Origin of the sequence: Flexivirga aerilata (genome assembly GCF_013002715.1) — a bacterium.
GTDB lineage: Bacteria > Actinomycetota > Actinomycetes > Actinomycetales > Dermatophilaceae > Flexivirga > Flexivirga aerilata.
In genome coordinates this window covers 803990-816972 of sequence record NZ_JABENB010000001.1, presented here as the reverse complement: position 1 = coordinate 816972, position 12983 = coordinate 803990, and the positions used below count along the sequence as shown (strand labels likewise).

General features: G+C 69.8%; 15 protein-coding genes. 8 read left to right on the top strand and 7 right to left on the bottom strand.

Annotated features, from left to right (window positions below; translation table 11 throughout):
• Window positions 1-8: 8 nt before the first annotated feature.
• Together HJ588_RS03855 and HJ588_RS03850 are read right to left on the bottom strand one after the other, a co-directional pair.
• On the bottom strand, window positions 9-410 hold the full coding sequence (locus HJ588_RS03855; protein WP_171152101.1) for a YciI family protein: 402 nt from the start codon (window positions 408-410) through the stop codon (window positions 9-11).
• Between the two features lie 108 nt (window positions 411-518).
• Complete coding sequence (locus HJ588_RS03850) at window positions 519-1166, bottom strand: TetR/AcrR family transcriptional regulator (protein ID WP_171152099.1); 648 nt, start codon at window positions 1164-1166, stop codon at window positions 519-521.
• 103 nt (window positions 1167-1269) lie between these two features.
• Between HJ588_RS03850 and HJ588_RS03845 the strand changes: the two genes are divergently transcribed.
• The 3 genes from HJ588_RS03845 to HJ588_RS03835 all read left to right on the top strand — a co-directional run bounded on the left by HJ588_RS03845 (window position 1270) and on the right by HJ588_RS03835 (window position 3643).
• Window positions 1270-2271: a phosphatase PAP2 family protein gene (locus HJ588_RS03845; RefSeq protein WP_171152097.1), complete on the top strand. Its 1002-nt coding sequence runs from the start codon at window positions 1270-1272 to the stop codon at window positions 2269-2271.
• Window positions 2272-2660: 389 nt separating this feature from the next.
• Entirely contained in the window at window positions 2661-3155 is a 495-nt protein-coding gene (locus tag HJ588_RS03840) for a MarR family winged helix-turn-helix transcriptional regulator (protein WP_343036584.1), read from the top strand.
• Window positions 3156-3202: 47 nt separating this feature from the next.
• The gene (locus HJ588_RS03835) at window positions 3203-3643 is read left to right on the top strand and encodes an OsmC family peroxiredoxin (protein WP_171152094.1); all 441 of its coding nucleotides are present in this window, start codon (window positions 3203-3205) and stop codon (window positions 3641-3643) included.
• A 140-nt stretch (window positions 3644-3783) separates the two neighbouring features.
• Here HJ588_RS03835 and HJ588_RS03830 read toward each other — a convergent pair whose 3' ends face one another.
• Genes HJ588_RS03830 through HJ588_RS03820 form a run of 3 tightly spaced genes read right to left on the bottom strand, consistent with a single transcriptional unit; the run spans window position 3784 to window position 7121 of the window.
• The gene (locus HJ588_RS03830; RefSeq protein ID WP_246241749.1) at window positions 3784-4884 is read right to left on the bottom strand and encodes an alpha/beta hydrolase-fold protein; all 1101 of its coding nucleotides are present in this window, start codon (window positions 4882-4884) and stop codon (window positions 3784-3786) included.
• 37 nt (window positions 4885-4921) lie between these two features.
• Window positions 4922-5899 (bottom strand): Type 1 glutamine amidotransferase-like domain-containing protein, encoded by a 978-nt coding sequence (locus tag HJ588_RS03825; RefSeq protein ID WP_171152092.1) that lies wholly within the window; start codon window positions 5897-5899, stop codon window positions 4922-4924.
• Window positions 5900-5906: 7 nt separating this feature from the next.
• Window positions 5907-7121 (bottom strand): ATP-grasp domain-containing protein, encoded by a 1215-nt coding sequence (locus tag HJ588_RS03820; RefSeq protein ID WP_171152091.1) that lies wholly within the window; start codon window positions 7119-7121, stop codon window positions 5907-5909.
• A 77-nt stretch (window positions 7122-7198) separates the two neighbouring features.
• Here HJ588_RS03820 and dinB point away from each other — a divergent pair, with 77 nt between their 5' ends.
• Window positions 7199-8410: a DNA polymerase IV gene (dinB, locus tag HJ588_RS03815; protein ID WP_171152090.1), complete on the top strand. Its 1212-nt coding sequence runs from the start codon at window positions 7199-7201 to the stop codon at window positions 8408-8410.
• Window positions 8411-8437: 27 nt separating this feature from the next.
• Here the strand turns inward: dinB and HJ588_RS03810 are convergent, their stop codons facing one another.
• Entirely contained in the window at window positions 8438-9190 is a 753-nt protein-coding gene (locus HJ588_RS03810; RefSeq protein WP_171152088.1) for a hypothetical protein, read from the bottom strand.
• Window positions 9191-9343: 153 nt separating this feature from the next.
• On the opposite strand from HJ588_RS03810, the gene HJ588_RS03805 reads away from it, so the two are divergent.
• Both HJ588_RS03805 and HJ588_RS03800 read left to right on the top strand, forming a co-directional pair.
• Window positions 9344-9862 carry a peptidylprolyl isomerase gene (locus tag HJ588_RS03805; RefSeq protein WP_171152086.1) on the top strand — a complete coding sequence of 173 codons (519 nt, stop codon included), beginning with the start codon at window positions 9344-9346 and terminating at the stop codon, window positions 9860-9862.
• A gap of 24 nt (window positions 9863-9886) precedes the next feature.
• Entirely contained in the window at window positions 9887-10771 is an 885-nt protein-coding gene (locus tag HJ588_RS03800; protein WP_171152084.1) for a rhomboid family intramembrane serine protease, read from the top strand.
• Window positions 10772-10998: 227 nt separating this feature from the next.
• Here HJ588_RS03800 and HJ588_RS19920 read toward each other — a convergent pair whose 3' ends face one another.
• Complete coding sequence (locus HJ588_RS19920) at window positions 10999-11556, bottom strand: cell division protein CrgA (RefSeq protein WP_343036583.1); 558 nt, start codon at window positions 11554-11556, stop codon at window positions 10999-11001.
• Window positions 11557-11627: 71 nt separating this feature from the next.
• Between HJ588_RS19920 and HJ588_RS03790 the strand changes: the two genes are divergently transcribed.
• Entirely contained in the window at window positions 11628-12356 is a 729-nt protein-coding gene (locus HJ588_RS03790) for a DUF881 domain-containing protein (protein WP_343036582.1), read from the top strand.
• The gene (locus HJ588_RS03785) at window positions 12353-12979 is read left to right on the top strand and encodes an aminodeoxychorismate/anthranilate synthase component II (RefSeq protein ID WP_171152080.1); all 627 of its coding nucleotides are present in this window, start codon (window positions 12353-12355) and stop codon (window positions 12977-12979) included. The genes HJ588_RS03790 and HJ588_RS03785 overlap by 4 nt, the downstream gene beginning before the upstream one ends.
• The last annotated feature ends 4 nt before the right edge of the window (window positions 12980-12983 follow it).

Below are 12983 nucleotides of genomic sequence, written 5' to 3'. Positions count from 1 at the left end.
ACTCCGGCTCAGCCGGTGGGCGCGTCTGAGCTCTCAGGGTTTTCGGGGTTCTCGGGGCCGTCGGAGATCTGCCGCAGCGTGGCGACCACCGTCACCTCCGGCCAGTGCTTGGCATGCAGCTCGGCGAACTCCTGCTGGCCGGCGACCGCCTCCTCGACTGTGTCGTACTGCAGGATCGCCCAGCCTCCGACGACCTCCTTGGCCTCGGCATACGGGCCGTCGACCCGGCTCACCTCACCCTGGCGCGCGACGAAGTTGACCGCGTCCTCGGTGCCGTAGAGCCCGCCTCCGTCGACGAACACGCCCTTGGCCGCCAGCTCGCTGATGTACTTGTCCATCGCCTCGAAGAGCGCCTTCGGCGGGGTGCCGACGCCTTCTTCCATCCGCACGAATCCCATGAACCGTGGCATCGCGATCACTCCTGCTTTTCGTTGGTTGTCGGTTGCTTGCCACCCGTACGTCGAACGGCCGGCGGCCTGCTCGACATCGCGTGCGGAAGATTTTTCTGCTGACTGCGCTCAGCGCTTGAGCACCGCGACCCGCTGCTCCGCGGTCAGCGGTGCGGGCAGCGGCGCGGCGTCGGGGCGGGCGCGCAGCGACTCCAGCTGCAGTGCCGCGTAGCGCTGCCAGGCGTCAGGCGCGTGCTGCGCCGTGCGGCGCACCACCTCGGCGTTGCCGAGGAAGATCAGCATGAGGTCGGACAGGTCGGCGTCGGGCCGCAGCTGCCCCGACGCACGCGCCCGGTCGAGCAGCCCCTCCAGCTGGCTCTCGACGTGCAGGCGCAACTGCTCCATCGCGGGGCTCGAGGGAAAGCGCAGCGCCACCAGGTCCCCGAGCCCGGCGCCGGCGGCCTGCAGCGCGCAGAGGCCGTTGACCAGCCGCACGACTCCGGTCCACGGATCGTCCTGCCCGACCGCGTCCTCCAGCACCGGGCGGTATGACGCGAACAGCTCCTCGAAGACGGCCGCGATCAACTCCTCGCGGGTCGGGAACCGGCGGTAGAGCGTCGCGATGCCGACGCCGGCCGCCTTCGCGACGTCCTCGAGCGGGATGTCCAGGCCGCCTTGCCGGAACTGTTCGCAGGCCGCCTCGATCACCTTGGTGCGGTTGCGCGCGGCGTCGGCGCGCAGTGGCGCGCAGGCTTCCGGGTGCGAGGTGTTCGGCATGTCACACAGTCTAACGAGCTAACTGGAGTTTTCCTTCCGGATAGCGCGGTAGGCTGGAGGTTATCTGGAAGAAAACCTCCACTTAGTGCGTTGAGCGAGAACGATGAGCATCGGACACACCCTTCACCCCCACGGCGGCGCGCGACTGCGGCCCGCGGCAGACCGGCCGCGGCGCGGTTCGCAGCGGGCCGGTTCGCAGCGGCCCGGCTCGCACTCGCGGCTGTTCGCGCACGCGAGCCCCGTCATAAGGGAGCTGCTGCTGGTGGCGGCGCTGTATGTCGCCTACACCGGCAGCCGGCTGCTCGCCAGCGACCGGTTGGACGTTGCGGTGGGCCGCGCCGCCGACCTGCTGCACGTCGAGACGGTGCTGGACCTGGACCTGGAGCAGTCGCTCAACGAACTCTTCGTCGAGCACGACTGGCTCGGGCTCTTCGGCAGCTATTGGTATGCGACGGCGCACTACGTGGTGACGCTCGCGGTGCTCGGCTGGCTCTTCGCCCGCCACCGCGAGGTCTACCGGCGCGCCCGCAACGCGCTCGCGCTCGCCACCTTCGTCGCGCTGGGCTTCTATCTCACGATGCCGACCGCGCCGCCCCGGATGGCCGGCCTCACCGATGTGCTGAGCGTGCACTCCGACGACGGCTGGTGGGGCGGGGACGCGTCGGCGCCGCGCGCCTTCGCGGGCAGCACCAACGAACTCGCCGCGTTCCCGTCGATGCACGCCGGCTGGGCGCTCTGGGTGGCGCTCGCGGTCGCAGCGGTCAGCGGTGCGTGGTGGCTGCGCACGCTCGGCTTTGCGTATGCCGCGGTCACCGCCCTCGTCGTGGTCGGCACCGCCAACCACTGGGTGCTCGACGTGCTCGTCGGCTGGGTCATCGTGGGTCTTGCCTGGTGGCTGGTCGATCGGGTGACGTCCGAGCGTCAGCGCGCCGCCGGTTCAGCTGCCGCTCGCCCGAATGTCCATGACCAGTCGAGGGATTCGGCGCTCACCGACCTTGCTGAGCCAGCTTGTGGCCGGGTAGGCAAGCCGAACCACGAAATAGTTGACGTATTCGACGACCGCGAGCAACCAGACCATCAGCGCCAGCACGCGCTGCTCGGCTGAGACCTGGGTGACGAGCACGCCGACGAGTCCGGCTGCGATGACCAGCGGGTCGAGCAGCCGAAAGCTGCGGTAGGCGGAGGCCACCGCACGCGGCATCACACCCCGCGCCAGCCATCGGCGTGCCAGCAGCCAGTAGACGCCGCCCTGCAGCAGGACCAGCACCAACGGGATGAGCGCGGACCAGAGCGCGGCGCTTGACGGGACCACGCCGGTGAGGGGGACGCCGACGAACACCGCCGTCGCGCACAACTCGCCCAGGCCAAGACTCAGGTAGGTGCGCCGTAGTGCTGCCGCCCGATCCGTTCCCCCAGATGCTATGTGACGCAGACTACGACACGCTTTTAGGTTGGGCACAATACAATCGCGCACAACCTGATACGTTGTATGACGTGACGGACTCATCGGAGAGCCTGCGGCTGAACAACCAGCTCTGCTTCTCGCTCTACAGCGCCTCCCGGGCGTTGACAGCGCTCTATCGGGAGCTGCTGGCACCGCTCGGGGTGACCTACCCGCAATACCTGGTGCTGCTCGCCCTGTGGGAGCAGTCCCCGCAGACCGTCAGCGAGCTCGGCGCTCAGCTCCAGCTCGACTCGGGCACCCTCTCGCCGCTGCTGAAGCGGCTGGAGCTGCTCGGTCTGGTCACCCGGGAGCGCGCGACCGACGACGAGCGGGTCGTGCTCGTCGCGCTGACGACGCGTGGCTGGTCGCTGCGCGCCCAGGCGGTGCCGGTGCCGGCGGTCGTCTCCGAGGCGACCGGCCTGGACAACGCGCACCTGATGCAGTTGCGCGACGAGGTGCAGGGCATCGCCGATCGGGTGCGCAGCGCCATACCGGCCGAGAATGCCGGTACACCGAGAGCACCGAGAGCACCGAGAGCGCAGTAGTAACCCCTGAATAGCCCTGAATAGCCCTGAAAAACAAGGAGATTCGCATGCCCACACGCACCGCACGCACCGACTGGACCGGCAGCCTGGAGGAGGGCGCGGGCAAGGTGGAGCTGACCAGCTCCAAGCTGGCGACGTTCGACGTGTCCTTCCCCAAGCGCGCCGCCGAGGACGCGAACGGCACGACCAGCCCGGAGGAGCTCCTCGCGGCTGCGCACAGCGCCTGCTACGCGATGCAGCTGTCCGCGCTGATCGCCGAGGCCGGCGGCACCCCGCAGGCGCTCGACGTGCAGGCCGACGTCTCGCTCGGCGCCGACCCGGCCGGCGGCTTCCGCCTGACCGGCATCACCCTCAAGGTGCGCGGTGAGGTCGACGGCCTCGACGCCGACGGCTTCGCCAAGGCGGCCGCGGACGCCAAGGCGGGCTGCCCGGTCAGCAAGGCGCTCACCGGGGTCGAGATCACCCTCGACGCCGCGCTGGAGGGCTGAGCCCCGAAAAGCCCAGGGCGGCGACGAGACTCACCGACACGGGCGGAGGGTCGCCGCGATCAGCACCGCGGCGGCCAGCTCCCCCTGTCGGTGAGTTTTCGCGGTTGCCGGGACCCCGGGTGCGGGGCGCCGCTCGCGCGCTACTCGTAGACGTACTTCTGCGGACCGGGGTAGATCCAGGACAGCCCGTCCCGGAGCCGGTCGCGCCAGTCCTCCCAGGAGTGGCCGTCGCGGGCCTCGACATAGCGCACCTGCATGCCGGCGCCCTCGAAGACCGGGATCATCGACCGGTTCGGCACGATCAGCGGCTCGTAGATGCCGCACGAGACGAAGAGCCGGTCGGCGACCTTGCGCGGTGCCGCGCGGTAGCGGTTCATGAAGCGCACGACCGGATCGAAGACCTCACCTCCGCCGTGCTCGTTGCCGATGTCGGTGAAGACGAAGGACCCCGACTGCAGCAGCAGCGACCCGAACACGTCCGGATAGCGGTATGCCGTGGTGAGGCTCGCCACCGCGCCGAACGACGCACCCATCAGACATCGGCCGGATGGCCTTGACAGCAAAGGAAATTCGGACTCCAGGCGCGGGACCAGCTCCTTGGCGACGAACCGGGCGTGCTGGGCCGAGTTGGCGTATTCGCGGTTGCGGTCACCGGGACTGGTGAAGACCACGACCGTCTCGGCGACGTCGAGCCGGTGGATCAGGTTGTCCAGGACCGGCTTCATCGACGCGTAGCCCAGGTAATCGTCGCCGTCGTGCACGATCAGCAACGGATAGCTGTGCGTGCTGCGGAACCTCGCGGGAAGGTAGACCCGACAGACGTTTTCGCGGCGCAGCGCGCGTGACTGCACGGCCAGGTCGACGATCTCGCCGGGCCGCGCGTCGGGGTCGGGATGGATCCAGTCGGGCACGACGTAACCGGTCGCCTGGCACACCGACGAAGACCCCACCGGGCTGTTGGCGACCCGGGGGTTGAGCGGGTCGTTGCCCTGCTCGTAGTGGTCGCCGCGGCGTACCTCCAGCTGGTATTCGACGCGCGAACCGGCCGGCAGCTCGAGGATGACGTACCAGAGCGAGGTGTCGCCGAGGCGGCGCATGGGGACCCGCTGCGGCTGGCCGACGATGCGGCGGCGCACCCACACCTCGTCCGCCGCACCGCGAAAGAGGAAGGTGCACTTCTCGCCCTCGACGATCGGCACGTCGTGTCGCTCGAGGAAACGGTCGACGGCGTTCTCGTCCAAGGGTTTCCGAGCGCGGAGGCGGTGGATCGCCAATTGTCTAGCCATCGCGGTCGCCCTCGTCATCTCCCCGTCCGAGAGTGGCGACCGACCCGGCCGGGCCGATCACCGTGGTGCCGGCCTCCAACCGGCCGCCGGCGTCGACCGTGACGCGCGTGCCGGGGTCGAGCGGCACGCACCACGCCGGCGCGAACCGCCGGGTCATCGTCGCCATCCGGGGCAGGTCGTGCATGTGCAGGCGCTGGTGCGCCGACGGGAAGACCACGGTCTCGCGCAGAAGGCCGAGCCCGTCGTCGTAGATCTCCGGCGACCGAGGTCCGCGAGAAGCGTTGTCGTTGAAGAGAACCACGCGTTCGGTGAGGGCCATCGCGCCCGCCGACCAGGCGATGATCGGCAGCCGGTCCAGCCCGGCGGGCACCACGTTGAAGAGGTGCTGCGAGTCGAGCAGCTCCGCGACGTGCCCTCCGGCGATCACCACCGCCTGTGCCTGCCCGAGGATCTGGGCGACCTCCGCCCGGTGGCCGGCGATGAGGTCGCGTTCGTGCGGTCGGACCGCCGCGTAGAAGTCCGCGTGCACCTCACGCACCCGCTCCAGGTGTCGCCGGTCGAGCGACCGCAACACCTCCTCCGCATCGCGAATCGCCAGGTCCCGCACCCGATCCGACGCCTCACCCTGAGCCCGTATGTCGTCCAGCGCCGCGACGGTGTGACCCACGCCGAGCAGGTAGAGCTCCTGCATCTCGTCGATGACCGCGCGCCGGTGGCGCCAGGCCGCGGCGAACTCCGGGTCACGGTCGAGCACGTCCTGACGCCGCTCCCACAACCGCAGGTTGACCGCGGCGCCGCCGAGGTGCTGGGTCAGTTCGTCGTCGGCGGACTCGCGCTCCTGCCAGCCTGCGGTGATCGTCGCGAAGGGGCCGTCCAGCCCCAGCGCGGCCACCACCTTGTCGAGCCCGGGACGACGCTGCGGGCCGAGCAGCACCATCGACGGGCTGTCAGCATTGACAGTAGAATTCACGCGATTCTCACTCGGCGCGCACCTGGACCGTCCGTCCGACGTCGTCGAGCATCTCGCGCAGCACGTCGTAGTCGGGGTGCCGCATCCGGATCCACGCGTTGGCCATGTAGCCCGCCTCGACCGGCTGGGTGTCCACGCCGACCGGCAAGTGGGAGTCGAGCACCCACTCGCCATAGCGCTGCTGGATCTCGTCGATGCCGTCGATCGCCACGATGCGCCCGTCGCGGTCCGGGCGCAGCGCGACGATGCCCGCGGCATACGCCCGGGACGGCACGTGCCAGACGTGACGGTGCACGATCGCGTCCGCCCAGGCGCGGTAGATGTCGAGATCGTTGCCGGCGGCATAGAGGTCCCAGCAGCCGACACCGGGCGGCCGGGCGCCGATCTCACTGAAACGCAAGCCTTTCGGGCTGACGAAATACTCCATGTGCGTCGCCGAGGTGTGGATGCCGAGCACCTCGTTGACCCGCTCGCCCATCTCGCGCAGCTCCGCGTAGAACGGCGCCTCGTCCACCCGGTTGGTCGAGATGTACTCGGGGCTGATCCAGCGGGTGCGCATCGCCTCGAGCACACCCGGGTAGTAGTGCGACGCGAAGTCGAGCGCAATGCGGCCGTCGACGCTCAGCGTGTCGTAGAAACCCTCATGCCCCTCGATGAACTCCTCGACCGCGATCGAGTCGACACCACCGAAAGACTCTGCTGCTGCTCGCAATTCGGCATAGGAGTCGACACGGACGGTGCCCGACGCCCCGGCGCCGTCGCGGGGTTTGAGGATCACCGGGTAGCCGTGCTCGTCGACGAAGTCGCGCAGGTCGTCGAGGTCGTGCGCGGCCGCCGAGGCGGCCGTCGGCACGCCGGCCGCGCGCAGCGCCTCCTTCATCGCCGGCTTGTCCCGGCACAGCCAGGTGGTGTGCACCGAGGTGCCGGGGATGCCGAGCTCCTCCCGGACCACCGCCGCGGGCAGCGTGTGCGACTCGATCGTCGCCTCCATGCCGTCGATCCAGGCGAGCGACTGGAAATGCTGCACCGCGGTGCGCAACTGGTCGACGTCGGTCACCGAACCGACCTGGTAGTAGTGGGAGATCCAGGACTGCAGCTCGTCGTCGAGCCACTCCCACGGCGTCTCCCCGACCGCGAAGACCGTGGCGCCGACCTGGCTGAGCGCCCGCACGAACTCGCGCTGATTGCGCGGGAAGTTAGGCTCGACGAAGACGACGTTCATGGGTCGCCAGGCTAACGGCGTACCACCGGGTAACGCCTCGCGGACGGGCAGAATTCGCCTGCCGGATATGCGAACATATGTTCGTGGAAGAGGGCAACTTCCTGCACGCCGATCTCGACTCGTTCTTCGCCAGCGTGGCGCAGCGCGACGACCCGAGCCTGCGCGGGAAGCCGGTCGTGGTCGGCGGCGGGATCGTGCTCGCCGCGAGCTACGAGGCCAAGGCCTACGGGGTGCGCACCGCCATCTCCACCCGCGTCGCCCGCCGCCTGTGCCCGGACCTGATCGAGGTGCCGCCCACCTTCACCGCGTATGTCGATGCCAGTCACGCCGTGTTCGAGGTTTTCGGGGACATCACGCCGCTCGTCGAGGGCATCTCGATCGATGAGGCGTTCCTGGACGTCGGCGGGCTGCGGCGGACCGGTCGCACCCCCAGTCAGATCGGGGCCGAGCTGCGCCGCCGGGTCAAGGTCGAGGTGGGCCTGCCGATCTCGGTCGGCATCGCGGCCAGCAAGTTCCTGGCCAAGATCGCGAGCGCGGCGAGCAAACCCGACGGCCTGCTCAGTGTGCCGATCGGCGCCGAGCTCGACTTCCTGCACCCGCTGCCGATCGAGGCGCTCTGGGGTGTCGGCAAGGTGACCGCGGGCAAGCTGCACGACCGCGGCATCGGGACGGTCGGCGAGCTGGCCCGGCTGGATCGCGAGACGCTCGTCGCGATCGTCGGACCCGGGGGCCGGCACCTGCACGAGGTGTCCCACGCCCGCGACCCGCGACGCGTCGAGGTCGGCAGGCGGCGGCGGTCGATCGGATCCCAACGGGCGATCGGCCGCGGCCGGCATACCGCCGAAGAGCTGGACGCGACGCTGATCAGCCTGGTCGACCGGGTGACCCGGCGGCTGCGGGCGGGTGAGCGGGTCGGGCGCACGTTCACCCTGCGGCTGCGCTTCGAGGACATGACACGGGCGACCCGGTCGCGCACCGTGCGCCGATCGGGTGCCGGCACCGACGCGTGGCTGGCCACCGGCCGGGAGCTGCTCGCCGAGACGGCGCCGCTGATCGCCGACCGCGGGCTCACCCTGCTCGGCATCAGCATCAGCGGGCTCGACGAGAGCGACACCGAGCAGCTCGAGTTGCCCTTCGACACCGTCGAACCGTCCCGGCTCGACGGCGCGCTCGACGCCGTGCGCGACAAATTCGGCAGCGCGTCGATCACCCGCGGCGTGCTGGTCGGGCGCGACCGCGGCTTCGAGGCGCCGCTCCTGCCGGACACGCCGAAGGGACGTGCCCGGTGAGCACGTCCCTCCGTCTAGTCGCTCGGGTCAGTCGCGCGCGGCGTGCCGCCCGCGGGGCTGGTCCTTGCCGGCCGGACGGCTGCCGCCGGCGATGGTCTTGTCGACGGTGGTCTCGACCTCGCCGACCAGGTCCGCGGAGGAGTTGGCGCCGCGCACCTCGGTGATGTCGACCTGCTCCACCTCGACCAGCTGCTCCGGGGTGCCCGGGCCGGCCGGCGCGGCGCCGCCCTTCTTGCTCGACACGATCAGCGCCACCGCGCCGGCACCGGCGAGCAGGCCGAGCGCGATCAGCAGCCCGCCCTTCTTCTTTTTCTTCTTCACCGCCGGGGCCACGGTCTCGACGGTCTCGCGGGCCTGCGCGGGCAGCGCGGCATATGCCTGCTGACCGGTCGCGGAGGCCGACTGGATCGCCTGCTGGATGCGCGGCATCCACTCCTCGGAGAACAGGCTGTGCGCCTGCTCGCGGGTGAGGCCGGCATCCTGCACCCGTGCGAGGTGCGGAGCGGCCGCCTGCTGGGCCCGCTTGTTGGCCTTCTTGAGCTGCTTGTTGGCCTGCTTGTTGACCTTCTTGGCCCGCTTGCCGAGGTCCTTGGCGTGCGGGGCCGCAGCGTCGGCCGCCGAGCCCTTGGCGTCGTCGAGCTTCTCGGCGAGGTCGTCCACCACCGGGGCGACCTTCTCCTTGACGGTGCCGGCGACGTCCTCGACCGCGTCGGAAGCGGCCGACAGCAGGTCGGAAGCCTTGTCCTTGACCGCGTCGGTGCGCGAGGTCCTGCGAAGCACTGGTGCCCTCCTATGAAAAGAAGCCTTGGGTATGGCGCTTCGGCTCATCCTGCCAGGCGACGCCACCGGCCCGCAGCAGGCCGGTGGCGGAACTTCGCACCGACCTTCCGGCTCGCGCGTCGCTCCCGCCATACGAAATGCGAGACTTGACGCATGATCGCAACGCTGCACACCAATCATGGCGACATCAAGCTGAACCTCTTCCCCCACGACGCGCCCAAGACGGTCGACAACTTCGTCGGCCTCGCGGAGGGCACCAAGGACTACCGCGACGACGCCGGGCGCACCAGCCCGACGCCGTTCTACGACGGCCTGACCTTCCACCGCATCATCCCCGGCTTCATGATCCAGGGCGGCTGCCCACAGGGCATTGGCATCGGCGGCCCGGGCTACGAGTTCGACGACGAGATCTCGCCGGACAAGAACTTCTCGGCCCCCTACATGCTCGCGATGGCCAACGCCGGCAAGCGCGGCGGCAAGGGCACCAACGGCTCGCAGTTCTTCATCACCGTCGGCCCGACCACCTGGCTGCAGGGCAAGCACACCATCTTCGGTGAGGTCGCCGACCAGGCCAGCCGCGACGTGGTCGACCAGATCGCGGGCGTGCAGACCGGTGCGCAGGACAAGCCGGTCGAGCCGGTCGTGATCGAGAAGGTCACCGTCGAGAAGTGACCGGACTGACCTCGGCATGACGGTATGACGCAGGAACCCGACGTGAACCAGCCCGCCATGCAGGCACCGACCTGCCCTCGTCATCCCGACCGGGTGGCGATGGTGTCGTGCCAGCGCTGCGGCCGACCGGCCTGCGCCGAGTGCCAGCGGCCCGCCGCGGTGGGCGTCCAGTGCGTCGACTGCGTCAACCAGGGCAAGCGCGAAACCCCGCGCCAGGTCTCCGTTTTCGGCGGAGGCCTGGCGCAGGGCCGGCCGGTCGTCACGATCGGCCTGATCGCGATCTGCGCGGTCGTCTGGGTCGCGCAACGGCTCGACCCGACCGTCACCGACAACCTGCTCTACGCGCCGATCCTCTCCAAGGAGGACCCCTGGCGCTTCCTCACGGCGGCGTTCGTGCACTCGCCCTACTCGCCGTTCCACCTGCTGTTCAACATGTACGCCCTCTGGATCTGCGGGCAGTACCTCGAGCCCCTGCTCGGTCGCGCGCGGTTCCTCGCCCTCTACCTCATCTCGGCGATCGGCGGCTCGGTCGGCTACGAGCTGCTGGCCTCGACGCCGAGCTCGGTGTCGGACCAGGTGACCGGCTGGAACACCCCGACCGTCGGCGCGTCCGGTGCGGTCTTCGGGCTCTTCCTCGCGGTGGTCGTGCTCAACCGGCGCCTCGGCCGGGAGATCGGGCCGATGGTCACGCTGATCGCGATCAATGCGGTCATCGGCTTCGTGGTGCCCAACGTCGCCTGGCAGGCCCACCTCGGTGGCGCCATCACCGGCGGCGTATGCGCCGGCGCGATCGCCCTGCTGGGTCGCGAGCGCCGGCAGTGGCAGTGGGTCGCGCTCGCCGGGATCGTCGTGGTGCTCGCGGTGCTGGCCGCGGTGCGCTTCGAGTCGGTGCACCTGCCGACCGCCTGACGAATCACATCCATGTAGTTATCCACCTGCTGTGGACAACCCTGTGGACAAGTGGGCGGACGCGGCTGCCGTCATACGAACGAAGATGCGAAGTCACATCGATGTAGTTATCCACGGACTGTGGACAACCCTGTGGACAGCGCATGGACGAGGGACATTGAATAGAGCACGCCGCCGCCCGGGATGTCCGGGCGGCGGCGTGTCTGCTGCTGGGCTGTGGCGGAGGGCTATCGCCAGCGGGTCGTCATCGCGAAACCGACCAGGATGAGACCGAAGCCGATCGCCATGTTGCCGAGGCCGATGCCGGGGATCGGGTATTTCTCGGACGACAGGTAGTAGGTCACCAGCCAGAAGAGACCGACGATCATCAGGGCGCACATCGTCGGCACCCACCAGCTCGGGTTCGGGCCGTCGGCGATGCCCGCGGCGCGCCGGTCGGCGCGGGCCTGCTTGGCCTCCGCCTTCGCCTCGGCCTTCTTCTGCTTGGCCTGCGCGGCGAGCGTCTTGGCGTCGGAGGAGTCGGACGATCGCTCGTCCTTGGCCTGCGCCGAGAGCTGCGCGGCCTCGCGGGAGTCGCGGGAGGCCTCGGCGTCCTCGGCGTCGGCCTTGGCGGCCGCCTTCTTCTTCACTGTCGCCTGCTGCGCGTCGGTCTTCTCCTCGGCGGCGCCGGCCCGGTTGGCGGCGGCCTTGGCGGGGGCGTCGTCCGCCGCCTCGGCCTCGAGGATCTCGCGCTCGGTTGCGGCTCCGTCCTGGTCGTCGGTCGACGGCTTGTCGGACTTGCTCACGGCGCTTCTCCCTGCAATCGGTCTGGATGACAGAATTGCGGTACAGCGTAATTCAGGGAAGGTGCGGGCCGGTGCGCAGACCACGCAGTCGATGGGCGTATGCCGTGCCGGTCGTCGCGCTCGCTGCGGGCAGCCTCTTCGGCGTCAGCGCCAGCACGTCCCAGGGTTCCGATCTGCGTCCGGGCACGCGCGACCTGGTGCAGGTCGTGCAGGCCGGCAACCGGCGGGTGGCCGATCAGGCGGCCGGCGTCAAAGGCCTGCAGGGCGAGGTCGACTCGCTGTCCAAGAAGGACGCTCCGGGCTCGGGCAAACTGGCCAGCACCCAGCAGCAGGCCGACGGGTATGCCGCGAGCGCCGGCCTGACCAGCGTCACCGGCCAGGTGGTGAGCGTGTCGCTCAACGACTCCAAGCGCGACCCGTCCACGCTGCCCGACGGCGCCAACCTCGACTGGCTCGTGGTGCACCAGCAGGACGTGCAGGCCGTGGTCAACGCGCTCTGGGCGGGCGGCGCCACGTCGATGATGCTGATGGACCAGCGGGTGATCAGCACCTCGGCGGTGCGATGCGTCGGCAACACCCTGTTGCTGCAGGGGCGGGTCTACTCCCCGCCGTTCGTGATCCGGGCGATGGGTGACCCGGCGAAGCTGCGGCAGGCCCTCACCGACGACCCGGCCGTCGCCAACTACCGCGCCTACGTCGATGCCGTCGGCCTCGGCTACGACGTCAAGACCGAGACCAAGGCGACCTTCCCGGCATACGTCGGCGGCACCGACCTCAAGTTCGCGAAAGTGAAGAAATGACAAGCATTCTGGTGGTCGACAACTACGACAGTTTCGTTTTCACGATCGTCGGCTACCTCCAGCAGCTCGGCGCCGAGACCACGGTCGTGCGCAATGACGCCGTCACCCCCGCCGAGGGTGCCGGGTATGACGGGGTGCTGATCTCCCCCGGCCCCGGCACCCCGGAGGAGGCCGGCGTCTCGACCGCGATGATCCGGACCTGCGCCGACCGCGCGCAGCCGATGTTCGGCGTCTGCCTCGGCCACCAGGCGCTCGGTGTCGTCTACGGCGCGACCGTCGACCGAGCCCCGGAGCTGCTGCACGGCAAGACCTCGCAGGTCGTGCACGACGGCGCGGGTGTGCTGGCGGGGCTGCCCAGCCCGTTCACCGCCACCCGCTACCACTCGCTCGCCATCGAAAACGCCACTGTGCCGGACGAGTTGGAGGTCACCGCGCGCACCGACAGCGGCGTGATCATGGCGGTGCAGCACCGCGAGCTGCCGTTGCACGGCGTGCAGTTTCACCCCGAGTCGGTGCTCACCGAGGGCGGCCACCGGATGCTCGCCAACTGGCTGGAGCTGTGCGGGATGCCGGACGCCGTCGACCGGTCGGCCGGTCTGGCGCCGCTGGTGCACACGGCCTGAGCGG